We start from the raw sequence: 23,708 nt of genomic DNA on the forward strand, positions 1-23,708 counted from the left end.
CCTAAGGTCGCCGATGGCGGCTTGTTTTGAGTGGTTTGCTATTTGTATGAAGCATAGGTTCATGTAAAAACTTTGACAAAGACCGTATGAATATATGATCCTATGCTTCTTCGGCATGGCTGGCGTTGGATATGGATATACGAGAACTCAGGAGCTTCATTCACGTGGCGCGGTCGGGGAGCTTCAGCCGTGCGGCGTCCGAGCTCTACATTGCCCAGCCTGCGTTGAGCCGGCAGATCGCCAAGCTGGAAGGCGAAATCGGCGTACCGTTGCTGATCCGCCATGGCCGCGGCGTGCGCCTGACCGCCGCCGGTGCCAGGCTGCTGGAACGGGCCGAGATGATCACGCACATGGTGAACGAGACCGGCGAGCAGGTCCGTGCCAGCGCGGACGAGGAGGGTGGGCATCTCGCAGTGGGGCTGCCGCCGACGATCGGGGCACTGATCGGGGCCGACCTGATCAAGGACTTCCGCGCACGCTGGCCGCGCGTGACGTTGCACCTGCGCGAAGGGCTCAGCAGTTCATTGCAGGAGTGGGTGCTCGACAAGCGGGTCGACCTGGCGGTCGTGTACAACCAGCCGCTTCTCGATGCATTCAATGTCCGTCCATTGTTCAGCGAGCCCATGATATTGATCGGTCCGGCTGGCGACGCGGGACGAAAGCCCAGTTACCACATCCGGGATCTCGCGGACATACCTCTCATTCTCCCTGGGCTACCCCACAGCAATCGCCGCCTTGTGGAGCAGGCCGCGATCCAGCATGGCGTGCGGCTGCGGGTCGAGATCGAAGTCGACAGCGTGGCCCTGACCAAGCAGTTGGTGAAGGCGGGAGTGGGCTATTCGATCCTGACGCAAGTCGCGATCAAGGACGAGGTGGCGCGGGGCGATGTCGTCGCCCACGCCATCGAACGCCCTTCGATCCGGTCGACCGTGGCCATTACGACGCTGCGCGAGAACCGGCCATCCAGGCTGGTCGAGGCATGGTCGACGATGCTGCAGGAGAAACTGCAATCGCTCATTGCGAGCGAGGCCTGGAGAAACGACGTTATCTGGGCGTAGGCGGTAAGGCGTCCGACCGTTTCATTTCGCTGGTCTGCCATATCCTGCTCCGCGATTCTTGCATGTCTGCGCGTGGTCGAATGCTTGCGAACAGTCTGGTATAGGCGCTCGAGCGTCCCCGCCCAATATGCGAAGAAGGCGGGCCAGGGCGGGCCTGCCTGAGAAAAACATGCAGCAAAGCGCTCGATTGGTCTTGCCAAGGTCTGCCGATGTGATCACGATATCGCATTGATAGAATGTTTCACGGGGCAATAATGAAATCGAGTCAGCGGAAGTTGCGTCGGGGGATGAACCGGCATGCCGTCAAGCTTGCACTGACCACCGCCGTTGCGGCAGCGGGCGTGCCGGACGCCTGTCGCGCGCAGGATGTCATGCCGGTGGTCACGGTCACCGCGCAGAGCCGCAGCCAGGACATCCAGAACGTGCCGATCGCCGTGCAGACGCTGGCCGGCAGCGCGCTCAGGGATGTCGGCGTGGTCAACCTGGCCGGCATGGATGCGTTCGTCCCCGGCCTGTCGGTCGAGCCGTTGCAATCCACCCGCCCGATCATTTTCCTGCGTGGCGTCGGCACCGAGGACTACGGCATCGGCACGGACTCGCCGGTCGGCATCTTCACCGACTCCGTGTATGTCGGCAAGACCGGCGGATCGCTGCTGAACTTCAATGACGTCAAGCGGATCGAAGTGCTGAAAGGTCCGCAGGGTACGCTGTTCGGACGCAATGCGGCAGCAGGCGTCATCTCCATTGTCACCAACGATCCCGTCGAGCGGATCGAAGCGAGTGGACTGGTCCGGGTCGGCACCCGCGGGGCGGTCCATACCGAACTGCTCTACAACACCCCGCTGGCCGAGGGGCTGGCACTGCGCATCTCGGCGCTCGACCAGCGTGACAACGGCTGGGTCCGCAACACCTTCAACGGGCAGCGCATGGGCGACGATGGCGAGCGCGGCCTGCGCGCCACCGTGCGCTGGCGGCGCGACGACACCGACGCCATCCTCGGCTGGGAACACGGGGTGATGCGTGTGTCCGGCCCGCCGGTGTTTTCCCTCACGGGCGGAAAGATCGACTTCGGCGGGCCCGCGACGTGGGTCGATCCGCGCAAGCAGCCGCTGGCCAACGACGCCGAGCCCAATGCGCAGGCGCGCACCTTCGACGGCCTCACCCTGCGCGTGACGACGCCGCTGCGCCATGCGACACTGAGCAGCATCACCGCCTACCGCCATTTCAACACGCAGAACTGGCAGGACAACGACGGCTCGGTGAATCCGGCGGCGTATATCGGCATCGGCAACGTCGAATCGAACTCGACCTGGCAGCAGGAATTCAAACTGAGCGGACAGAACGGCGCGCTCGACTGGGTGGGCGGCGTCAGTGCCTATCGCGAGCGCGCCACCCAGACGCAACACGTGGACTTGACGACGCTGTCGCTGGACACCCTGATTCGCCATGCCGCCGGCAGCGCGCCCTATGCCACGCTGACCGGCCTGGCCCAGGGTATCGGCCGTGCCACCGGCAACGCGGCGCTGCAAGGGCTGAGCCTCGCCGGTTTGCCGTGGCGCGAGAGCATCCACGACAAGGGTGACTACCGCGCGTACGCCGTGTATGGCGACCTGCTCTGGCATGTGAGCCCGGTCACCAACCTGACGGTCGGCGGCCGCTTGACGCACGACGACAAGCGCTTCAGCTGGTACAACCCGCCGCGTATCGCCAGCGAGCTCGACGCTCGGCTCGCCGTGATGCAGCAAGCACAGTTGTTCCCGACCGCTGTCGCCCTGAGATTGCTGACTCCGCAACAGGCTGCATCGCTGCAGGCCGTCGTGGCACGCAACGTCGAGTTCAACAACACCGTTTCGAGCACCAGCCCGTTCCCCGCATCGAGGAGCTGGAACAACTTCAGCCCGCGCATCGTGCTGGACCGCCACCTGACGCGGGACCACATGGTGTACGGCTCGTGGAGCAAGGGCTATCTGGCCGGCGGTTTCGATGCCCTCGGCGTGAATGGCTATTACGACGAGGAGCTGGTGACGAATACCGAGATCGGCATCAAGGGGCGGGTGCGTGCGCTGGGCTTGTCCTACGAAGCGTCGATCTTCCATTACGACTACACCAACCTGCAAAGCCTGACCCTGGTGCCGGCCAATGCCGGCGCCGGCGTGCCCAGCTACCAGGTCGTCAACAGCGACCAGCGCGCGACGGGCGCCGAGCTGAGCGCGCAGTGGACGCTCAACCGGATCTGGCGCCTGAACGGCGCGCTGGCCTACCTCGACCAGACCTATGCGCACTACGTGTCGCCGTCCGGTGTCCGGCTGGACGGCCAGCCGCCCGGCGCCCCGCGCCTGAGCGCCAGTGCCGGCGCCACCGCGCGCTGGCCGCTGTGGAACGGGACGGCTGACTTCAACGTGATGCTGGGCTACATTGGTGAACGGCGCTGCAATGCCGACACGCGGGCGCAGGGAACGTGCAACCCCGACGGCAGTGTCGATACCGGGGCGGCGCGCGAGAAAGTCGACGTGCGCCTCGGCTGGACGGCGCCGTCCGGCAACTGGGGCGTGGGTGCGGTCGTGACGAATCTCGCCAACCGGCAAACGATTGCGATCAGCACGCTCGGTTCTGTCGTCGGCTCCCCTTACAGCTATGTGAGCAAGCCGCGTGCGATCGCGCTCGAACTGCGTGGACGGCTGTAAGCAGGCTCAACGTCACCCCAGCTCGCGCCACAGTAGCAACAGAACCGGTCCGTAAAACAGTACGGCAGTCAGTGCAATCAGGCACATGCCCAACAGTACGGACCGGTTGATTCTCCAAAGGGGAATCGGTGGGTTGTTCGCGGACGAGTTCATGATGGTCTCCTGGGCAACAGCTGGTCGCGCTTTGTTTTGCCGGGTAACCAGCAATGTCCATGCCAAGGAAAAAATATGCTTTGGTTTCAATGGCTTGGCATAGCGCCGCCGCCAGACTCATCCTAGACTGTAAAAATTACCGAAGTGTTGCTGGCTTTCCATGCCGCTGGCGCAGGCGCAACATCTGGTAACCGGTGCCGAGCAAGAACAGCACGAACACGCAGGCCAGCGCCAGCTTGACGGGCGGCGAGTCCGGGCCATGCCCGATCGGATGGCCGACAGGGAGACGGCTCAGCGTCTCGTTCGTCCCCGGCACCAGCAGCAGCAGGAAGCTGAACGACATCAGCCCGACCTGCAGGTACCCGGCTGCACGGCCCAGGAAGGCGATGCGGGGCGCGGCCGTGGCGCACGCCATTACCAGCAAGGTCAGCAGGCCGAGCGCATGCCCCGGATTGAACCCGCCCGTGCTCGACAGGCCGAAGGCGGTGACGACGGACAGGATCATTCCCACCCAGTAAATCCTGCCCAGGCCGCTGGCTGGATCGATGCGGCCTTGGCGAACGAAAGCGAGCAGGCCCGCGACGATGGGGATCAGGCTCAATACCGTGTGAATGGCGCCGACGTTCGAGAGGGGATGAGGCATGCTAAAACTCCTTTAATGAAATCCGACCTACTAGTTGGTAGATGACGATGGCAAAAAATGGGCCCGGCGCACCGGACCCGGACATACGGTACGATCAGGCTCCGGCTGACAGGCGCGCCAGTTGCGGGTCCATGATGGTCCCGAAGATGGTGGTATCGCCATAGGCGCGCGCCGACAACATGGCGCCGTGCACGGTCGCCATGAAGGCTTCCGCTTCCACGCGCGGCGTGTCGGTCAGGGCCACGACGCCGAGCGCGGCGCCGCGCTCGAGGACAGCCGTGAGCCAGCCCGACAGGAAGCGGAAATATGCACGGATCTCGAGCGCGATCTCTTCCGGCAATACCGGTAATTCGTTGGCCAGCAGGGCGCATACGCAAAACGGCGCGCTCGCGTCGCCGATACAGGTTTTCCAGTAGCCGATGTAGGCGCGCAGTTGATCGAGCGGTCCCGGCACGGCGCGCTCGAGATTGGCGATGCCTTCTTCGGCGGCTTCCCGGTACCGGATGACGAGGGTTTTCACCAGGTCGAGTTTGCTCGGGAAGTGGTGGTGGATGCTCGGCTTGCGGATGCCCACGACCTCGGCAATGTCTGCATAGCTGAATCCGTTGTAACCGCCGGCGACGATCAGGGAACGTGCGCAGGCCAGGATATCGTCGGCAGTGGAGAGCGATTTGTTCATGACAGTGAGATTACCTTCTAGTAGGTAGGCTGTCAACCGCCGGCAAAGCCGGTCGTGCGATGCGGCGGCGGTTATTGGTCGAGGCTCGCCAGCGCCCAGCACTGCGTCCACGAAAAAATGGCGTGCCGCTGTTCGTTGTCGACGGCGCCCGTGAGGATCTCGGTCAGAAAATGGGCGACGTTCGTCCGCAGGTGATTCGGAAGACATGCGACCGTCGCGATGGATGACTCGATGTCCGGATGCACGCTCGACATCATGATCTGCACGACGACCTCCGCATGTTCGGTCCAGCCGGCACCGTCGACATAGTTCATGAGCGCCGTGGCGCTGTCTGGCATGTTCATCTGGTTTCGCATGATCAACGTATCCGGGCTCGAATGGTGAAGTCACCCAGAGTACAGCAGTCGGGTGACCGACAGGATGAAATCTGGAACGCGCGGGCAGATTCGTGGCAGCCGTTGCAACGATACGTGGTGCAACTGGTACAGTCGGTGTCCGCTCGTGCATTTCCGATAGCAGCGCGGACGGTCAGAAGTCCTCGAACCAGCGTTCCCGGAAGCCGGGCGCGTCATGGTCGGCATTCGTCCCAATGCACCGCGTGCCGGTCGAGCCCGGCCGGCACGGACCGGATCCCGTGTGTAGTCATGGCCTTTGCGTTCGCCCGGCGCTTGCGGATGGAACTCGAGGTAGAGGACGTCGCGCCCCTGTTTGCGTGCGATCGCGTCGATGCGTTCGATCAATCGGGGCATGGCTGTCAATAACCGTCCATGAACAGCACCATCTCGACGCCGCGCGTGGTCCATGCCCCGGCGCCGCCGTCCGGCAGGGGCATCTTCGGATAAGCGCCGTTGTTCAGGATGTCACGGATGTCGCGCACCACCTGGCTGCCCGCGACCTGGCCGGCCCAGGTCTTGTAGCCCGACGGCCAGCGCCGGGACAGCGTGCGCGGACGGGTGCCGCCGCGCCCCGGCACGGTGCCGACGCCGGGGAACAGCGTGGCTGGCTCAACGCCCGCGGGAAGCAGCCCGTCGAGGCGGTCGACGATGGACGTGGCCACGCGGCTGTCCCAGATCGCTTGCGGACGTCCCGTCCCGAGGCCGTCGACGTGGTCCGTCACGAAGGCGGCGACCTTGGTCCAGCCGCTGTTCATGTGTGCGCGCGCATCGGCGTCGTTGTCGAGCGCGGCCCGCACGACGTCCTGGACCGTGCTCGCGGTGACGGTCTTCGGGTCCTGCGGTACGCCGCCCCACGTGAAGACGGCGTGCGCCAGCGCGACCGCGCGCGCCTGCTCGTCCGCGTCCCACGCGCCACGTTCGGCCAGCGCTTCGGCCAGCGCACGCGCCGTCTGCGCGATGTCCCGCATGCCCGCGGCGGTCTCCCGGTAACCCTGCGCGGGCGCCGGCCAGAAGTAGGCGCGCAGGCGGTCGTCCCACCCTTTGACGGGCGCGCCGAACGGGCGCTTGCGGTAGACGCGCTGGAATGGCTGCTCGTGGATGTCCTTGACGAGCGCTTCGAGACAGCCTGTCCGGCTCTGCGCGGACGGGTTCGTCGACGCCGGCACGGACGGCGCGGCGCCGGGCGTGCCGGCGTGCGGCAGCAATTGCACCGGGATGCCTTGCGACTCCAGGTCCGACTCCAGCAACCGGCGCGCCTCTCCCAGTGCCTGCCGGCGCTCGTCGTCGCTCGCGCCGGACCAGGTGGCGATGGCTTCCGGCGTCAGCTCGACCCCGCGAATCAGCTTTTTCCGCGTCGTGCTTGGCATGTCGACCGGCCGGAACCACTTGCCGTTGTCTGCGCGCGTGAAGAAGTCATCCGTGCTGTGACTCGTATCGATCAACCCGGAAGCGAGCCGCAGGATGATGTCGAACCCGCAGGCCCGTTCGGCCTGCTCGCGCGTGATGTCCGGCCACGCCGCGCTGTTCAGGTAGGCCGAGAGGGTCGCGTTCGCGGACCGGCGCGGCATGCGGGCGCGCAGCGGCTCCGGCTCTTCCGGATGCCACTCCGCCATGAGTTCGTGCCACAAGGCGAGGACCAGCGCGAGATTCGCGCGACGTTTTTTCGAAGCAAACTGAACTTGTAGCATCCGTTGATTCCTTATCGATCACGTAACGCGCCGCCCACTGCCATCAGGCGTCCGGCGCACCGAAACCGCATGATGCGGCAGGGGTGCGACAGCATAAGTCGCACGTTGACTAAATGCAACATTCGACTTATGCTCCGTCGGATCGGGGAGGCGTACATGGATCGAGATGCCGATGAGAGCGGCGGCGGGAAAGCGCGCGTCGAACAGACGTTGCGGCGCCGGCTTGCGCTGGTCGCGCTGTTGCCCGACAGCGGCCGCCCGGGCATCGGTGCGTCCGCGTTGGCGCGGCGGCTGAACGAGGAAGGCTACCAGTGCGTGGTACGCACGGTCGAGCGGGATCTGGCCGAGATCGCCGCGGAGGGCAACGCCTGGCGCGACGCCGGCATCGATATCGTGGGCAACCCGAACCCGGCGAATGCGTCAGGCAAGCTGTGGTCGCACCGGACACCGGCGAGGCCCCTGATGCTGCGCCTGCCCTCGAGCGAAGATGCGTTGCTCGTGAACCTGCTCGCACAGGAACTGCACATGCTGGTCCCGGCCTCGGCGCAGCGGACCCTGGCGGCGTATGAACAATCCGCGGCGCGGGTGGGCCACTGGCCCGGCAGGGACGAGTACGCGCGCTATCGGCAAAAGATCCGCATCCTCGCGGAAGGCCCGACGATGTCGCCGCCGCCGCTCGACGGCGCGCACCTGCGCGAGATCAACGAAGCCTTGTTGCGCGACGAACAGGTCGATGTGCGGTACGCCGCCGCCAGTCGCGCGGGCGAGGCGAGCTACCGCCTGCATCCGATCGGCATGGTCAAGAAGGGTCGGTTCTTCTGGCTGGTCGCGGCGAAGGAAGAGGACGGGCGGCTGGTCGACGGACCGCGCACGTTCCGGATGGACCGGGTCCGGCACGTCGCGCGCCGCGTCAACCAACCGGTGGCGCGCGGCCTGCCCGTGTTGCAGGACGTCCTCGCCGGCGGCGCGCTCGAGTTCTTCCCGGCAGGGACCGTGGCCCTGGTGCTGCGCTCCCGGCCCGGCAAGGCGGGCAACCAACTCATCGCCAACTACATCGACACCCCGCTCGGCGCCGACCAGCGCATCGCCGCGCGGCCCGAAGGCGGCCACGAACTCCGTGCCACCGTGACCTATACGCGCGAACTGGTGTGGATGCTGCAGGCCCAGGCGCATCTGCTGCAAGTCGTGGCCCCGCCGGACCTGCGCGAGGAACTGCGGCAGTTCGCCACCTGGGCCGCGGCGCATTACGGTGACGCTGCCGGCGCCGCGGCGCCATAAACGACCGTCCGGCGCGCGGCAGGGTCGTGGGCGCCGACCAGCGCGGCGATCGCGGCGGCGATCTTGCGGCCGCCCTGCGCGGAGGGCTCGATCGGCGACGAGGACGCATAGTCGGCCGCTTCCGCGCAGGTCAGCCGGAGGTCGAGCACCGGGAGCGCGCGGGCCGCGGCCTCGCGCAGGATCACGTCGTTGAACGGCGCAAGCGCCGTGCGCAGTCCCGGCGCGAGGTTCGGGACGGCATCGTAGACCGTCGCCACGGCCACCGGCACGCGTTGCGACAGCACGACGTCGAGCATGTGCCGGTAGGCGCGGCGGAACTCCGCCTGCCAGGACGCCAGCAGTTCGGCGGCATCGAGGACCGAGCGCACGGGCGTCTGCATCGCGCCCACGAGCGGCAGGACATCGTTGCCGCCGCAGCTCACGACGAGCCAGGTCGGTGGTGCCGGTAGTTCCGCCAGCCGTGCGACCTGCGCCTCGACGTCGCTCAATACGCTGCCGTCGCGGGCCAGCAGGGACACCTCGCCTTGCCGGCCCAGCGCCGCCCGCACATGGCACACGACCTCCATGCCTTCCGCGACGTACAACGCGTTATCGAAAATCGAGTCGCCCAACAAGACGATATGGCTCATGATGCCTCCGGTAGCGATGCCAGGCATGATGATCGCACGGCGGGACGACTACGCGGCGGTCTTCCCGGCGACGCCGCGCTGCGCCACACCCACCACCACCTGCGCGACGAGCGCCACCGCGACGTTGACGGCCAGCGCCAGCAAGCCGGTGTACAGGGTCACGCCGGCGTCGCCCAGGTGCAGCGTATGCACCGGCTTGATGCCGTCGCCGAACGCGATCCACGTGCCGGCCACGATGCCGACGGCCCAGCCGCACAGCAGGGCGGTGCTGCCGAAGCGGCGCGAGAACAGGCCGAACACGACGGCGGGGAAGGTCTGCAGGATCCACACGCCGCCCAGCAGCTGCAGGTCCAATGCGAACTTCGTCGGCAGGAACACGATGCAGACCAGCGCGCCGACCTTGACGACGAGCGACACCATCTTCGCCACCTTCGCCTCCCCGGCCGGGCTGACGTGCGGGTTGACGTACGGCTTCCAGAAATTGCGCGTGAAGAGATTGGCGGCGCCGATCGACATCACGGCCGCCGGCACCAGCGCGCCGATGGCGATGGCGGAGAAGGCGAAGCCGCTGAACCAGTCCGGGAACAGGGCGCCGAACAGGGCGGGGACGACGTCGTTGTTGCTCGCCACCTTGAGGTGCGCGGCGTGCGCCATGTAGCCGAGCAGCGCGATGAGGCCCAGCAGGATCGTGTAGGCCGGCAGGAAGATGGCGTTCTTGCGGATCGTGTCGGCGCTCTTCGCGGCGAAGATGCCGGTCAGCGTGTGCGGGTACATGAACGCGGCCAGCGCCGAGCCGAGCGCCAGGGTCGCATACGGCAGCATCTGGGCGGGCTGCAAGACCAGGCCGGTGGCGCCGCCCTTGGCCGCGAACGCGTCGCCGGCGGCCGAGAAGATGCCGGCATAGCCGCCCAGCTTCACCGGCACCAGCACCACCGCGACCAGCACGACGATGTAGATCATGACGTCCTTGACGAAGGCGATCAGCGCCGGCGCGCGCAGGCCCGCGGCATACGTGTACAGGGCGAGCACGATGAACGCCGCCGCCAGCGGCAGTTCGCCCGTCAGGCCCAGCGCCCTGATCACGACCTCCATGCCCACGAGCTGCAGCGCGATGTAGGGCATCGTGGCGACGACGCCCGTCAGCGCGATCGCCAGTTCCAGCGGACGCGAGCCGTAGCGGCCGTAGACCACGTCGGCCGCGGTCACGTGGCCGGCGGCCTGCGCGGCGCCCCACAGCTTCGGCATGATGACGAAGACGATCGGGTACACGAGGATGGTGTAGGGCAGGGCGAAGAAGCCGTAGGCGCCCACCGCGTAGACGAGGGCCGGCACGGCGATCACGGTGTAGGCGGTATAGAAATCGCCGCCGACGAGGAACCACGTGATCCACGTGCCGAAGTTGCGGCCGCCCAGGCCCCATTCGTCGAGGTGCTCGCCCTTGCCCGCGCCGCCCGACTGCCAGCGCGAGGCCATGAAGCCCATCACCGTGACGAGGACGAAGAAGCCGATGAAGACCCACAGCGCGGTCCAGTTGATCGTGGATGTCATCGCTGCTCTCCCTTCCTTTGCTCGTGGCGGTAGACGAGCCAGATCAGGAAGGACGTCAGCGGCACCCACAGAAACTGGTACCAGTAAAAGAACGGAAAGCCGAACAGGGCGGGCAGGGGCTGGTTGTAGAACGGCGTCCACAGCAGGCCCAGGAAGGGGATGAGCAGCAGGAGCTTCATGGAGATTCCTTGGCGAGAAATCGTCGATTATTCGCCAGGGGTCTCCAGGAAAACAGTATCAGATTGTAGGGGACACGCGACACAAAACCGCGCACACGCCATACCCATCAGGTATCGAATGGATACCAAATCGGTCTTGGACGCGCCTGTGCAATCTCTCTACCCTTGGTCCCGATAACGATAAGACAAGGAGACACCATGGGCACAGGACAGGTGGAGTGCGCCGCCGTGCGCGGCCGGCGCTGGTCCGACGGATCGCTGTCGGCCGTGGCCGCGGGCTTCCTGGCCGTGCTGGTCTCGTTTTCCGGACCGCTGGCGATCTTCTACCAGGCCGCGCAGGCGGGCCGCATGCCGGACGCCATGTTCGCATCGTGGGTGTGGGGCATCTCCGTCGGCGCGGGCATCGCCGGCATCGTCCTGAGCTGGCGCCTGCGCGCACCCGTCATCACGGCGTGGTCGGCACCGGGCAGCGCGCTCCTCATCACGCTGTTTCCGCAGCTGCCGCTGGGCGAGGCCGTCGGGGCCTATCTCGCCGCGGCCGCCATCCTGCTCGCCATCGGCCTGTCCGGCTCACTCGAACGCATCATGGCCCACGTGCCGACAGGGATCGCCAGCGGCATGATGGCCGGGATCCTCGTGCCGTTCGGGATGAACGCGTTCAGGACGGCAGGCACGCTGCCGCTGCTGGCGTTCGGCATGATCGCCGCGTACCTCGTGTTCCGCCGCGCGGTGCCGCGCTACGGCGTCGTGCTGCTGCTCGTCGCCGGCACCGGCATCGCGTGGCTGTCCGGCGCGACGCATCTTGCCGCCGTCCGCTTCGGGTTCGTCGTGCCTGCGGTGATCGCGCCCGCGTGGAGCTGGACCAGCACGTTCAGCCTCGCGCTGCCGCTCGTGCTGGTGACGCTCACCGGCCAGTACCTGCCCGGCATCGCGGTGCTGAAGACGTCCGGCTACGCCACGCCGGCGCGGCCGGTGATCGTCACGTGCAGCCTCGTGTCGCTGGCGATCGCGTGCACAGGCGGCATCACGATCGCGCTCGCCGCCATCACGGCCGCGATGTGCACGAGCCGCGACGCGCACGAGGACCCGCGCCGCCGCTACGTGGCCGGCATCGCCAACGGCGTGTTCTACCTGCTCGCGGGCCTGTGCGGCGGTTCCATCGTCATGCTGTTCGCCGCGCTGCCGAAGGAACTGATCGTCTGCCTGGCGGGACTGGCGCTGCTGGGCGCCATCGGTTCGAACCTCGCCGGCGTGATGGCGGCCGAGGACCACCGCGAAGCCTCGGTGATCGCCTTCCTCGCCACCGCGTCCGGCATGACCTTCCTCGGCCTCGGCGCCGCGTTCTGGGGCGTCGTCATCGGCATGGCGGCGCACCGCATCCTGCATCACCCCACGACAACACATCCATAAGGAGACAATCGCATGCGGCACATCGACATCCACGCACTGGCCGACGGGGCCAGGTTCAACCGCTTCCACGCCGGCATCCTCGCGTGGTGCGCCCTCATCATCATCTGCGACGGCTACGATCTCGCCGTGGCCGGCATCGCGCTGCCCTCGATCATGAAGCAGATGGGCGTGACGGCGCAGAATGCTGGCTTCATGGTCAGTTCCGCGCTGTTCGGCATGATGTTCGGCGCGATCTTCCTCGGCACGATCGCCGACCGCATCGGCCGGCGCCACGCCATCGTCATCTGCCTCGCGCTGTTCAGCGTGTTCACGGCCGCCGCGGGCATGAGCAGCGATCCGTACGTGTTCAGCGCGATGCGCTTCCTCGCGGGCCTCGGCATCGGCGGCGTGATGCCGAACGTGGTCGCCCAGATGACGGAATATTCGCCCAGGCGCATCCGCGCGACCATGGTCACGCTGATGTTCAGCGGCTACGCGGTGGGCGGCATGCTGGCCGCGCTGCTGGGCAAGGGATTGATCGAGCAGCACGGCTGGCAGTCCGTGTTCCTCGCGGCCGGCGTGCCGGTCCTGCTGATTCCGTTCATCCTGAAAAGCCTGCCGGAATCGATGACTTTCCTCGTGCAGCGCAAGCGCCTGGCCGAATTGCAGCGCACGCTCGCGCGCATGGAGCCGTCGTACCGCGCGCAAGCCGGCGACCGCTTCGACCTGCCCGTCGCGGACCGCGCCCAGGGCGCCCCGATCGGACAGCTGTTCCAGGACGGCCGCGGATTCTCCACCGCGATGTTCTGGATCGCCTTCTTCATGTGCCTGTTCATGGTGTACGCGCTGAGCTCCTGGCTCGCCAAGCTGATGGCCGGGGCGGGCTACAGCCTCGGGTCGGCGCTGACCTTCGTGCTCGTGCTGAATTTCGGCGCCGTCGTCGGCGCCGTCGGCGGCGGCTGGCTCGCCGACCGCTTCCACATCAAGTACGTGCTGGTGGCGATGTATGCGCTGGCCGCCGTCTCGATCACGCTGCTGGGTTATCCGGTATCCACGCCGGCGCTGTTCGTGCTCGTCGGCCTCGCCGGGGCGTCGACGATCGGCACGCAGATCGTCACCTACGCCTATGCCGGCCAGTTCTATCCGACCGCGATCCGTTCGACCGGCATCGGCTGGGCCTCCGGCGTGGGCCGCGGCGGCGCCATCCTCGCACCGATCGTCATCGGCACGCTCGTCGGCATGGCGCTGCCGCTGCAGCAGAACTTCCAGGCGATCGCCATCCCGGCCGTCATCGCCGCCGTATCGGTCGCACTGATCCGCCACGGGCGCTCGGCGTCCGCCGTGCCGCAGCACACCGGCGCCGTCGCCGAAGCCTGACCGGATTCCCTCACACACGTTTTTCATGGGTGCGCAGCATCCAGGGCGGAGCCTTGCCTCCGCCCGAACAACAACCAACAGGAGACATGATGAAAAAGGCAGTAGCGATCGCCCTCGCGGCGGGTCTGGGAGCGGGCGGCGCGCAGGCGCAAAGCCAGGTGACGGTGTACGGCATCGTCGACGTGGCGCTGGCGCACATGAACAACGCGGACGCGGCGGGCCACGGCGTAACGCGCGAACCGTCGCTGACGGGCAGCCTGCCGTCGCGCATCGGCTTGCGCGGCAGCGAGGACCTCGGCGGCGGTCTCTCCGCCGTGTTCAACCTGGAGAGCGGCTTCAATCCGGACGTCGGCGCGCTCGGGCAGGGCAGCCGCCTGTTCGGACGCCAGGCGTGGGTGGGCCTGCGCGGCCGCTGGGGCATGTTGCAGCTGGGCCGCATCCTCAACATGACGTATCTCGCCACGATGAAGAGCGACGTGCTGGGACCGAACCTCTTCTCGATCAACAGCATCGATTTATATCTACCGAACGCGCGCAGCGACAACGCGATCGGCTATCTCGGCACGTTCGACGGGGTGACGGTCGGCGCCACGTGGAGCTTCGGGCGCGACGCGTCGGCGGCCGGCGGCCCGTCCGCCACCGGCTGCGCGGGCGAGGTGCCGGGCAATGCGCGCGCCTGCCGCCAATACACGGCCCTGCTGGGCTATGACACGACGGCCTACGGCATCAATGCCACGTACGACAAGCTGTATGGGAACACGGGCGCGGCGGGTGGGCTGACGGACAGCGCGCACTACGACCGCCGCATCACGGCCAACGGCTGGATCATGGCGGGCAAGACGAAGATCGGCGCCGGCGTCATCGACCGCAAGACGGATGCCGCGTCGGGCATCGCCGAATCCGACCTGTTCTACCTCGGCGCGAGCATCCCGGTCGCGCCGCGCCTGACGCTGGATGCCCAGGTGGCGCGCAAGAACGTCAAGGGCTCGCCCGATGACACGAACCTGGCGGTCGCGCGCCTGACGTATGCGCTGTCGGTGCGCAGCGCCGTGTATGCGGGCGTCGGCCGCATGGACAACCACGGCGCGGCCGCGATCGCGCTCGATGCCGGCGGCACGACGGCGCCGGGCAAGGCGCAGAGCGGGGTGATGGCGGGGTTGCGGCACGCGTTCTGATGGCGGCAAGGCGGCAGGGTTGCTGCCGCCTTGCCCCGGTCAGCCGGCGAGGAAGGACACGAGGGCGCCGGCGAACTGCGGCGCCGCTTCGATGCTGGAGATGTGGGACGCCGCCAGCGCGACGAGGCACGCGCCGGGAATCCGGTCGCGCATCCAGCCGGCGTCGGCGACGGTGGTGACCGGGTCCGCGGCGCCGGCGATGATCAACGTGGGAACGGCGATGGTGCCGATCGCGCTGCGCAGGTCGGCGTCCGCCAGCGCATCGCAGCAGGCCGCGTAGCCTTCGGCATCCTGCTCGCGCAGGCGGGCGATCATGCGCGCGACCACGTGCGGCTCGCGCGCAAGGAAGGCGGGTGTGAACCAGCGCGCCGCGGCGCCGTCGGCCACGCCATCCATGCCGCCGGCCCGCACCTGGGCGGCGCGCGCGGTCCAGCCCTCGTGCGTGCCGATGCGCGCCGCGGTGTTGGCCAGCACGAGCCTGTCCAGCCGCCGCGGCGCGTGGATGCCGAGCCACTGGCCCGTCATGCCGCCCATCGAGATGCCGCAGAAATGCGCGCGCGGAATCGCCAGCGCGTCGAGCAGGCCGACGACGTCGCGGCCGAGGCGTTCGAGCGTCACAGGCATCGTGCCGCGCCGGGACAGGCCGTGGCCGCGCGTGTCGTAGCGCAGCACGAAATAGTCGCGGGCCAGGACGGCGGCCTGCGGATCCCACATCGCCAGGTCCGTGCCGAGGGAGTTCGACAGCACGATGCACGGTCGCGCGGGATCGCCGTCGGTCCGCACGTGCAGGCGGACGTCGTCAATGTCAACGTACCTCATCGCTTACCCCTGGTCGCCGCCGCCCACGGGCAGGACGGTGCCCGTGATGTACGACGCTTCGCCCGAGGCGAGGAACAGGATGGCGGCGACCTGCTCGTCGATGGTGCCGTAGCGGTGCATCAGGCTCGTCGCGATCGTCTGGTCGACGATACCCTGGTACCACGTTTGCTCCTGCTCGCTCAGCGCCTTCGGATTGCGCGGCACCTTGCGCGGCGGGGCTTCCGTGCCGCCGGTGGCGACGGCGTTGACGCGGATGCCGTCCTGCGCGTGCTCCATCGCGAGGCTGGCCGTCAGCGCGTTGATGCCGCCTTTCGCGGCCGAGTAGGGGATGCGGTAGATGCCGCGCGTGGCCACCGACGACACGTTGACGATCGCGCCGGCCTGCGCGGCCATCATCGCCGGCAGCACCGCGCGGCAGCACCACAGCGTCGGGAACAGCGAGCGGCGGATCTCGGCCTCCATTTGGTCCGGATCGTATTCCTGGTAGGGCTTGGCCCAGATCGTGCCGCCCACGTTGTTGACGAGGATGTCGATGCGGCCGCAGGCCTCCAGCGCGCGTGCCGCCAGCGTGGCCGCGCCGGCCCACGTCTCGAGGTCGGCCTCGACGACGAGGGGTTGCGTCCCGGTCTCCCGGGCTACCTCGTGCACGAGCGGCGAACGGTCGGCCAGCACGAGCCGCGCGCCTTCCGCGGCCGCCGCCAGCGCCACGCCGCGGCCGATGCCCTGGGCGGCGCCGGTGACGATCATGACCTTGTCCCTGAAACGGTCCGGATGCATCATGCCGTCACCCCCGCCGTGCTCGTGGCCGAGAACTTCTCGAAGTGGAACGAGTTCGGTTTCACGCCGATGCCGTCCAGCCAGCCGCGCACCGCGTCGACCATGGGCACGGGGCCGCACAGGTAGACGTCGACGTCGCCGCCATGCATCCAGCCCGGTTCCACGTGCGCCGTGGCATAACCCTTGCGCGGATGCGTGCTGGACGCCGCCGCGACGCAGGTCACGTACTGGAACTGCGGGTGCGCGGCCGCGATGCGGTCCAGCTGCGCCAGGCCGACCAGGTCGTGGTCGTTGGTCACGGCGTAGACCAGACGTACCGGATGCGGGAACCCTTTGGCCGCCAGCACATCGAGCATGGACAGGAACGGCGCGATGCCGGTGCCGCCGGCCAGCATCAGCACGGGACGGTGCACGGGCCGCAAGTAAAAGCTGCCGTACGGACCGGAGAACGAGATCGGCTGACCCGATTGCGCCTGGCCGGTCAGCCAGGTGCTCATCAGGCCATTCGGTACGTTGCGCACCACGAAGCTGGCTTGTTCCGCGCCCGGCGCGGAAGCGAATGAATACGAGCGCGTCTGGTCCGTGCCCGGCACCGTCACGTTCACGTATTGGCCGGGCAGGAAGTCCAGCTGGTCGGGATGGTCCGGCGCGATCGAGAAACGGATCGTCGACGGCGACAGCTGTTCCACGGCGGTGACGGTGCCGGGGAAGTCGCCGACGCCCGTCTTGCACGCGGCCGACGTGGCCGGAACGCGCACGACGCAGTCCGACGTCGGACGCATCTGGCACGCCAGCACGTAGCCCGCCGCCGCATCCTTCTCTTCGAGGGCATCCTCGATGTAGCTGTCCGGCGGCATGTCGTAGCTGCCGGATTCGCACAGCCCGCGGCACGTGCCGCAGGCGCCGTCGCGGCAGTCGAGGGGGATGTTGACCTTCTGGCGGTAGGCCGCGTCGGACAGTTTTTCGTTGGGGTTGCAGCTGATGAAGCGCGTGACGCCGTCTTCGAACTGCAGTGCGATCGTGTGGCTCATGACCGTCTCCTGCTTAGATGTGATAGATGTCGATCACCTGGCTGATGTAGTCGTTCTTCAGCACGACGTACTTGTCCAGGATCTTCGGCGCCGGACCGGAAAAGTCGATCACGTAGCGCGACATGCCGAAATAGCTGTAGTTGGTGTGGTAGCGGTGGCTCAGCGTGTGCCAGTTGAAGCGCACCGTGTGGCGGCTGCCGTCGACCTGTTCCAGTTCCACGTTGGCGATGTTGTGGCTGGTGCGCGTATCGGGAATCGTCGCGCTGGAGCGTTCCGTCTTGATGCGGAAGACGCGGTCCTCCAGCCCCTGGCGGCTCGGGTAGAAGATCAGCGAGATCTCGCGCTCCGGGTCCTGGACCAGCGTGCCGTCGTCGTCCCACGACGGCATCCAGAAGCGCGCGTTCGCGTCGTAACACTGCAGCCAGTCGTCCCATTGCTCGTCGTCGAGCAGGCGCGCTTCGCGGTAGAGGAAGGATTGGATATCCTCGATCGCGGGTTTGGTGAATGCGCTCATTTCGCCTCTCCTTTTGCTTCGAACGCCTTCTTCATCACGTCGAGCCAGTAACGGTGCTGGATCGTGTAAAGGCCTTCGTCCTCCGTGCGCACGCCGCTCATGACGGGCGCGAGGCCGATGTCCTGCGCCGCGTCGTCGGCGCCGTGGATCCAGTGCCTGGCGCCGCGGCACATGTCGTTCCACTGCATCGCGGCGCCGTTGTAGCCCTGCTGGCAGGCGCGGAATTCTTCCAGGTCGTCCGGCGTCGCCATGCCGCTGACGTTGAAGAAGTCCTCGTACTGGCGGATGCGGTGCGCGCGCGCCTCGGCCGATTCGCCCTTCGGCGCGATGCAGTAGATCGTCACCTCGGTCTTGTCGACGGCGATCGGGCGCAGCACGCGGATCTGGGAACTGAACTGGTCCATCAGGTACACGTTCGGGTACAGGCACAGGTTGCGCGAGCGTCCGACCATCCAGTCCGCGGTCGCCTTGCCGTATTTTTCCGTGTACTCGGCGTGGCGCGCGAAGTTCGGGCGGTCTTCCGGATTCGCCCACTGCGACCACAGGAGCATGTGGCCATGCTCGAAGGCGTAGAAGCCGCCGCCCTGGCGGCCCCAGTTGCCGGCGTCCATGGCGCGGATCTTGTCTTCGCCCGCGGCCTGTTCCTGTTTGCGGTGGTTCGTGGTGGCCGCGTAGTTCCAGTGCACGGCCGTCACGTGATAGCCGTCGGCGCCGTTCTCGGCCTGCAGTTTCCAGTTGCCCTCGAACGTGTAGGTCGACGAGCCGCGCAGCACTTCCAGCCCTTCCGGCGACTGGTTGACGATCATGTCGATGATCTTGCCGGCCTCGCCGAGGAAGGCTTCCAGCGGTTCGACGTCCGGATTCAGGCTGCCGAACAGGAAGCCCTTGTAGTTGGCGAAGCGCGCCAGTTTCTTGAGGTCGTGCGAGCCTTCCTTGTTGAAGCATTCCGGATAGCCGGCCGATTCCGGATCCTTCACCTTCAGCAGCTTGCCGCTATTGTTGAAGGTCCAGCCGTGGAACGGGCAGGTGTACGTCGCCTTGTTGCCCCGCTTGTGGCGGCACAGCTGGGCGCCGCGGTGGCTGCACGCGTTGATGAACGCATTCAGCTCGCCGCTCTTGTTGCGGGCGATGAACACCGGCTGGCGGCCGATGTGCGTCGTGTAGTAATCGTTGACGTTGGCGACCTGGCTCTCGTGCGCCAGGTAGATCCAGTTGCCCTCGAAGATGTGCTTCATCTCGAGCTCGAACAGGGCCTCGTCGGTGAAGGCGCTGCGGTGCAGGCGGTGGTCGCCCGTTTGCGCGTCTTCGATCATGTAGTCGTCCAGCCGTTTGGGCTTGAACGCGTCGACAGGAACGATCGGGATCATGGCGGTGTCCTCAGGCGGCGGCGCGCGGACGGTCGACCTGCGTGGTCGGCGCGGCGGCGGTGTCGTGGTACAGGTGGAAGTCGAAGTCGATCGACGCGAACGGCTTGTCGACACGTTTGGCGTCCAGCTGCGCCGGGTCGTCGATCCGGTTCACGGGCGGCACGAGGCCCGGGCGGCTCGCGAACGCGAAGTCGTCCCACAGGTATTCGTCGCCGTCGATGTTGATCTGCGTGGTCAGCTTGCGATGATCCGGGGCGCTGACGAAGAAGTGGATGTGCGCGGGGCGCTGGCCGTGGCGGCCCAGCAGGTTCAGGAGCTGCTGCGTCGTGCCGTCCGGCGGGCAGCCGTAGCCGACCGGGATGATGCTGCGGAACTGGTAGCGGCCCTGATCGTCCGTGACGATCGTGCGGCGCAGGTTGAACGGCGCCTGCGTCTGGTCGAAGAACGAGTAGTTGCCCGTCAGGTTCGCGTGCCACACCTCGACCTTCGCGCCCGGCAGCGGCTTGCCCTGCTGGTCGAACACGGTGCCCTGCATGAACAGGACCTCGCCCTTTTCGCTTTCCGTACCGTCGTCCAGGCGGGCGAAGCCCACGCTTTCCGGCGCGCCGGCCACGTACAGCGGGCCTTCGATGGTGCGCGGCGTGCCGCCTTCCAGGCCGGCCTTCTGCTCCGCTTCGTCGGCGCGGATGTCGAGGAAGCGTTCCAGTCCCAGGCCCGCGGCCAGCAGGCCCAGTTCATTGGCGGCGCCCGCGGCCGACATGTAGGCCACGCCGTGCCAGAATTCGGTCGGCGTGATGTCGAGGTCCTCGATCGCCTTGCACAGGTCGCCCAGCAGGCGCAGCACCACCTGCTGCACGCGCGGGTCGGCGGGGCGGTCGGCGGCGTCCACGACCCAGCTGTGGGCCAGTCGTTCGATGTCTGCGTGGTTCATTTCAGGTCTCCTTTTTTAGGTTGGGTCAAATGTCGCCGTCGCGGACGGACGAGGGATGGCGGCACAGCGGCATGACGTCGATGTGCATGTAGGGGAACAGGGGCAGGGACGTCAGCAGCGTGTGCAGCTCGTCGACGCTGTCGACGTCGAAGATGCTGACGTTGGCGTACTGCCCGGCGATGCGCCACAGGTGGCGCCATTTGCCCTCGCGCTGCAGGCGCTGGGCGAGGTCCTTTTCGGTCTGCTTGAGCGCCGCGGCTTCGGCGGGTGGCATCGTCGCGGGCAGGTCGACGTTCATTCGGACGTGGAACAGCATGGTGGTCTCCAGTGTCTTTACTTGCGTTGCAGGCTGCGCAGCTTGTCGGTATCGATGTCGACACCGAGACCGGGCCCGGTCGGCACTTGCAGTTCGAAGTCGCGGTACACGAGCGGTTCGCGCAGCACTTCCTCGGTCAGCAGCAGGGGGCCGAACAATTCCGTGTCCCACTCCAGGTCGGCGAACGTGGCGCAGACGTGCGCCGTGGCCGCGGTGCCGATGCCGCCTTCGAGCATCGTCCCGCCGTACAGGCCGATGCCGGCCAGCCGCGCGACTGCCGCCACTTCCAGCGCCGCGAACAGGCCGCCGGATTGCGCGATCTTGACGGCGTAGACGTCGGCGGCGTCGGCGCGGGCCAGCGCCAGCGCATCGACCGGGCCGTGCAGGGCCTCGTCGGCCATGATCGCGACGTCGAAGCGGCGCGCGAGGCGGCCCAGCATCGCCGTGTGATGGGCTTTCACGGGCTGCTCGACCAGGTCGACGCCGCCGGCTTCCAGCTGCGCGATGCCGCGCACGGCTTGCGCTTCGCTCCAGGCCTGGTTGACGTCGACGCGCACGCTGGCGCGGTCGCCCAGCGCGCGCTTGATCGCCAGCACGTGGGCGACGTCGGCGTCCACGCTGCGCAGGCCGATCTTCAGCTTGAAGATGCGGTGGCGGCGGATCTCCAGCATGTGTTCCGCTTCCGCGATGTCCTTGGCCGTGTCGCCGCTGGCCAGCGTCCACGCGACCGGAAGCGTGTCGCGCACGCGGCCGCCCAGCAGGTCGGACAGCGGCACGCCCAGGCGGCGCGCATGCGCATCCAGCAGCGCCGTCTCCAGCGCGCACTTGGCGAAGCGGTTGCCCTGGATGGCCTTGCGCACCTTCGCCATCGCTTTTGCCGGCTGGGCGGCGTCCATGCCGATCAGCAGTGGGGCGATATGGGTGTCGATATTGGCCTTGATGCTGTCCGGGCTCTCTTCGCCGTAGGCCAGGCCGCCGATGGTGGTGGCCTCGCCCCAGCCGGTCACGCCGTCGGCACAGCGGACGCGCACGAGCACCAGGGTCTGCGTGTTCATCGTCGCGACGGACAGCTTGTGCGGCCGGATCGTCGGCACGTCGAGCAGGAAGGTTTCGATATATTGAATCATATTATTTGCGTATAATTCGCTGAGGTGAGGACACGATATTCCTGCAAATGACGGGCGTCCAACACCGTTTTGGTATGGTTTCAATACCCTATAGGTATCGAGTATGGAATTAAGACACCTGCGCTACTTCGTCGCGGTCGCGGAAGAACGCAACTTCACGCGCGCCGCCGAGCGCCTGCACATCGCCCAACCGCCGCTGAGCCGGCAGATCCAGCAACTGGAGGAAGACCTGGGCGTGACCCTGATCGAAAAAGGGGTGAGGCCGCTGCGTCTGACGGAAGCCGGCGCCTTTTTCCTGGCGCATGCAAAGCCGCTGCTCGACCAGGTGCGCGACCTGCGCACGATGACGCAGCGCGTGGGCAAGCTGGAACGGACGCTGTCTGTCGGCTTCGTCGCATCGACCTTGTACGGCCTGCTGCCGGACATCATCCGCCGCTACCGCGAGAACCACCCGGAGGTGGAGGTGACCCTGCACGAGATGACGACGGTGGAGCAGCTCAAGGCATTGAAGGAAGGGCGCATCGACGTGGGCTTCGGGCGCCTGAAGAGCGAGGACACGAGCATCCGCCGCATCCTGCTGCGCGAGGAGCCGATGGTGGTGGCGCTGTTCCCCGGCCACCGCCTCGCGGAGAAAGAGGGCAAGCTGCGCCTGACGGACCTGATCCATGAAGCGCTGCTCGTGTATCCGAAGGCGCCGCGGCCCAGCTTCGCCGACCAGGTGCTGGCCGCCTTCCGCGAAGCGAACCTGACGCCGGACCACGTGACGGAAGTGCGCGAACTGCAGATCGCGATGGGCCTCGTGGCGGCCGGGCAGGGCATCGCGGTCGTGCCGGAGAGCGTGCAGGGCATGCATCACCGGAACGTCGTGTACCGGCGCATCGAGGACAAGCACGCGGTGTCGCCGATCTTCTTCAGCGTGCGCCACATGGACCGCGCGCCCGAGCTGGAAAACATGCTGGCCGCCGTGTATTCGGTCTACGACGATCTAAGCATCCCGCACGTCAGGGAAGCCTTGTGAAAGACAGGAACAAGGCGACCCTGATCGGGCTGACGGCGGTGCTGCTGTGGAGCGCCATCGTGGGCCTGATCCGCCAGGTCAGCGTCCACCTCGGCCCCACGGGCGGGGCCGCGCTGATGTACAGCGTGGCGTCGGTATTCCTGCTGCTGTCGGTGGGCCATGCGCGGCTGCCGCGCCGCTACCTGGCCTGGGGCAGCCTGCTGTTCGTGACCTATGAGCTGTGCCTGTCGCTGTCGATCGGCTATGCGGACACAGCGCGCCAGGCCATCGAGGTCGGGATGGTCAACTACCTGTGGCCCACGTTCACGATCGTGGCAAGCATCCTGTTCAACCGGCAGAAGACAAACTTCCTGATCGTGCCGGGGTTCGCGCTGTCCATCGTCGGCATTTGCTGGGTGCTGGGCGGCGCGCAAGGCGTCGACCTGCCCGGCATGCTGCGCAACGTGCGCGCCAACCCCCTCAGCTATGGGCTGGCGTTCGCCGGCGCCGTGATCTGGGCCGCGTACTGCACGGTGACGGCGCGCATCGCGGAAGGAAAGAATGGCGTCACGCTGTTCTTCATCCTCGTGGCCGCGACCTTGTGGGGCAAGTACCTGCTGGAGGGCGGCGGCCCCATGGATTTCAGTCTCGAGGCCGTCGTCTACCTGCTGCTGGCCGCGGGCGCCATGGGCTTCGGCTACGGCGCGTGGAACGTCGGCATCCTGCACGGGAACGTGACGGTCCTGGCCGGCGCGTCGTACTTCATCCCCGTGCTGTCCGCGGCGCTCTCGGCCCTCCTGCTGCGCGCGCCGCTGTCGCTCGCGTTCTGGCAGGGTGCGGCCATGGTGTGCGGCGGCGCCATCCTGTGCTGGCTCGCCACGCGCACCAATCGTACACGCTGATATCACGCGTTGCGGGTATGATGCTCATCGGTAACGTATCGTTGCCGAAGTC

At 67.1% G+C, this 23,708-nt stretch carries 23 protein-coding genes; 8 read left to right on the top strand and 15 right to left on the bottom strand.

What is annotated here, in order from left to right; translation table 11 throughout:
• Positions 1-131: 131 nt before the first annotated feature.
• Both ASD28_RS30645 and ASD28_RS30650 read left to right on the top strand, forming a co-directional pair.
• Complete coding sequence (locus tag ASD28_RS30645; protein WP_056137354.1) at positions 132-1,058, top strand: LysR family transcriptional regulator; 927 nt, start codon at positions 132-134, stop codon at positions 1,056-1,058.
• 287 nt (positions 1,059-1,345) lie between these two features.
• Positions 1,346-3,742, top strand: coding sequence for a TonB-dependent receptor (locus ASD28_RS30650; protein ID WP_056137356.1), 2,397 nt, complete (start codon positions 1,346-1,348; stop codon positions 3,740-3,742).
• A gap of 289 nt (positions 3,743-4,031) precedes the next feature.
• Here ASD28_RS30650 and ASD28_RS30655 read toward each other — a convergent pair whose 3' ends face one another.
• From ASD28_RS30655 to ASD28_RS30670, 4 genes are all read right to left on the bottom strand, one after another.
• Positions 4,032-4,538: a hypothetical protein gene (locus ASD28_RS30655; protein ID WP_056137357.1), complete on the bottom strand. Its 507-nt coding sequence runs from the start codon at positions 4,536-4,538 to the stop codon at positions 4,032-4,034.
• 94 nt (positions 4,539-4,632) lie between these two features.
• The gene (locus ASD28_RS30660) at positions 4,633-5,217 is read right to left on the bottom strand and encodes a TetR/AcrR family transcriptional regulator (protein WP_056137359.1); all 585 of its coding nucleotides are present in this window, start codon (positions 5,215-5,217) and stop codon (positions 4,633-4,635) included.
• A 71-nt stretch (positions 5,218-5,288) separates the two neighbouring features.
• Positions 5,289-5,555 carry a hypothetical protein gene (locus tag ASD28_RS30665; protein ID WP_156404024.1) on the bottom strand — a complete coding sequence of 89 codons (267 nt, stop codon included), beginning with the start codon at positions 5,553-5,555 and terminating at the stop codon, positions 5,289-5,291.
• 416 nt (positions 5,556-5,971) lie between these two features.
• A complete protein-coding gene (locus ASD28_RS30670) occupies positions 5,972-7,300 on the bottom strand; it encodes a hypothetical protein (protein WP_156404025.1) in 1,329 nt (442 codons plus the stop codon).
• A gap of 156 nt (positions 7,301-7,456) precedes the next feature.
• On the opposite strand from ASD28_RS30670, the gene ASD28_RS30675 reads away from it, so the two are divergent.
• Positions 7,457-8,578 carry a WYL domain-containing protein gene (locus tag ASD28_RS30675; protein WP_162252973.1) on the top strand — a complete coding sequence of 374 codons (1,122 nt, stop codon included), beginning with the start codon at positions 7,457-7,459 and terminating at the stop codon, positions 8,576-8,578.
• Here the strand turns inward: ASD28_RS30675 and ASD28_RS30680 are convergent.
• Genes ASD28_RS30680 through ASD28_RS30690 form a run of 3 tightly spaced genes read right to left on the bottom strand, consistent with a single transcriptional unit; the run spans position 8,545 to position 10,934 of the window.
• The gene (locus ASD28_RS30680; protein ID WP_056137368.1) at positions 8,545-9,207 is read right to left on the bottom strand and encodes an SGNH/GDSL hydrolase family protein; all 663 of its coding nucleotides are present in this window, start codon (positions 9,205-9,207) and stop codon (positions 8,545-8,547) included. The two genes, ASD28_RS30675 and ASD28_RS30680, sit on opposite strands and share 34 nt — an antisense overlap.
• A gap of 48 nt (positions 9,208-9,255) precedes the next feature.
• Positions 9,256-10,755, bottom strand: coding sequence for a monocarboxylate uptake permease MctP (gene mctP, locus ASD28_RS30685; RefSeq protein WP_056137370.1), 1,500 nt, complete (start codon positions 10,753-10,755; stop codon positions 9,256-9,258).
• The gene (locus ASD28_RS30690) at positions 10,752-10,934 is read right to left on the bottom strand and encodes a DUF3311 domain-containing protein (protein WP_056137372.1); all 183 of its coding nucleotides are present in this window, start codon (positions 10,932-10,934) and stop codon (positions 10,752-10,754) included. The genes mctP and ASD28_RS30690 overlap by 4 nt, the downstream gene beginning before the upstream one ends.
• 198 nt (positions 10,935-11,132) lie before the next feature.
• On the opposite strand from ASD28_RS30690, the gene ASD28_RS30695 reads away from it, so the two are divergent.
• From ASD28_RS30695 to ASD28_RS30705, 3 genes are all read left to right on the top strand, one after another.
• A complete protein-coding gene (locus ASD28_RS30695) occupies positions 11,133-12,344 on the top strand; it encodes a benzoate/H(+) symporter BenE family transporter (RefSeq protein ID WP_056137374.1) in 1,212 nt (403 codons plus the stop codon).
• A 12-nt stretch (positions 12,345-12,356) separates the two neighbouring features.
• Positions 12,357-13,700, top strand: coding sequence for an MFS transporter (locus ASD28_RS30700; protein WP_056137376.1), 1,344 nt, complete (start codon positions 12,357-12,359; stop codon positions 13,698-13,700).
• Positions 13,701-13,789: 89 nt separating this feature from the next.
• On the top strand, positions 13,790-14,875 hold the full coding sequence (locus tag ASD28_RS30705) for a porin (RefSeq protein WP_056137378.1): 1,086 nt from the start codon (positions 13,790-13,792) through the stop codon (positions 14,873-14,875).
• A 39-nt stretch (positions 14,876-14,914) separates the two neighbouring features.
• Here ASD28_RS30705 and pcaD read toward each other — a convergent pair whose 3' ends face one another.
• From pcaD to ASD28_RS30745, 8 genes are read right to left on the bottom strand one after another with little or no spacing between them, the layout of a single operon-like run.
• Positions 14,915-15,694 carry a 3-oxoadipate enol-lactonase gene (gene pcaD / locus ASD28_RS30710; RefSeq protein WP_056137380.1) on the bottom strand — a complete coding sequence of 260 codons (780 nt, stop codon included), beginning with the start codon at positions 15,692-15,694 and terminating at the stop codon, positions 14,915-14,917.
• 3 nt (positions 15,695-15,697) lie between these two features.
• Positions 15,698-16,474 (bottom strand): 1,6-dihydroxycyclohexa-2,4-diene-1-carboxylate dehydrogenase, encoded by a 777-nt coding sequence (locus ASD28_RS30715; protein WP_056137381.1) that lies wholly within the window; start codon positions 16,472-16,474, stop codon positions 15,698-15,700.
• Positions 16,471-17,502, bottom strand: a complete 1,032-nt coding sequence (benC, locus tag ASD28_RS30720) for a benzoate 1,2-dioxygenase electron transfer component BenC (protein WP_056137383.1) — start codon at positions 17,500-17,502, stop codon at positions 16,471-16,473. The genes ASD28_RS30715 and benC overlap by 4 nt, the downstream gene beginning before the upstream one ends.
• A 13-nt stretch (positions 17,503-17,515) precedes the next feature.
• A complete protein-coding gene (benB, locus tag ASD28_RS30725; RefSeq protein ID WP_056137385.1) occupies positions 17,516-18,016 on the bottom strand; it encodes a benzoate 1,2-dioxygenase small subunit in 501 nt (166 codons plus the stop codon).
• Complete coding sequence (gene benA / locus ASD28_RS30730; protein WP_056137387.1) at positions 18,013-19,383, bottom strand: benzoate 1,2-dioxygenase large subunit; 1,371 nt, start codon at positions 19,381-19,383, stop codon at positions 18,013-18,015. Before benA ends, benB begins: the two co-directional genes overlap by 4 nt.
• A gap of 10 nt (positions 19,384-19,393) precedes the next feature.
• Entirely contained in the window at positions 19,394-20,314 is a 921-nt protein-coding gene (catA, locus tag ASD28_RS30735) for a catechol 1,2-dioxygenase (RefSeq protein ID WP_056137389.1), read from the bottom strand.
• A 25-nt stretch (positions 20,315-20,339) separates the two neighbouring features.
• Complete coding sequence (catC, locus tag ASD28_RS30740) at positions 20,340-20,630, bottom strand: muconolactone Delta-isomerase (RefSeq protein WP_056137391.1); 291 nt, start codon at positions 20,628-20,630, stop codon at positions 20,340-20,342.
• A 17-nt stretch (positions 20,631-20,647) separates the two neighbouring features.
• Positions 20,648-21,757, bottom strand: a complete 1,110-nt coding sequence (locus ASD28_RS30745) for a muconate/chloromuconate family cycloisomerase (RefSeq protein WP_056137393.1) — start codon at positions 21,755-21,757, stop codon at positions 20,648-20,650.
• Between the two features lie 103 nt (positions 21,758-21,860).
• Here ASD28_RS30745 and ASD28_RS30750 point away from each other — a divergent pair, with 103 nt between their 5' ends.
• A complete protein-coding gene (locus tag ASD28_RS30750; RefSeq protein WP_056137395.1) occupies positions 21,861-22,775 on the top strand; it encodes a LysR family transcriptional regulator in 915 nt (304 codons plus the stop codon).
• Positions 22,772-23,656, top strand: a complete 885-nt coding sequence (gene yddG, locus ASD28_RS30755) for an aromatic amino acid DMT transporter YddG (protein WP_056137397.1) — start codon at positions 22,772-22,774, stop codon at positions 23,654-23,656. Before ASD28_RS30750 ends, yddG begins: the two co-directional genes overlap by 4 nt.
• Positions 23,657-23,708 lie beyond the last annotated feature (52 nt).

The sequence above is a fragment of the Massilia sp. Root133 genome, assembly GCF_001426525.1.
Taxonomy (GTDB): Bacteria; Pseudomonadota; Gammaproteobacteria; order Burkholderiales; family Burkholderiaceae_D; genus Telluria; species Telluria orientalis.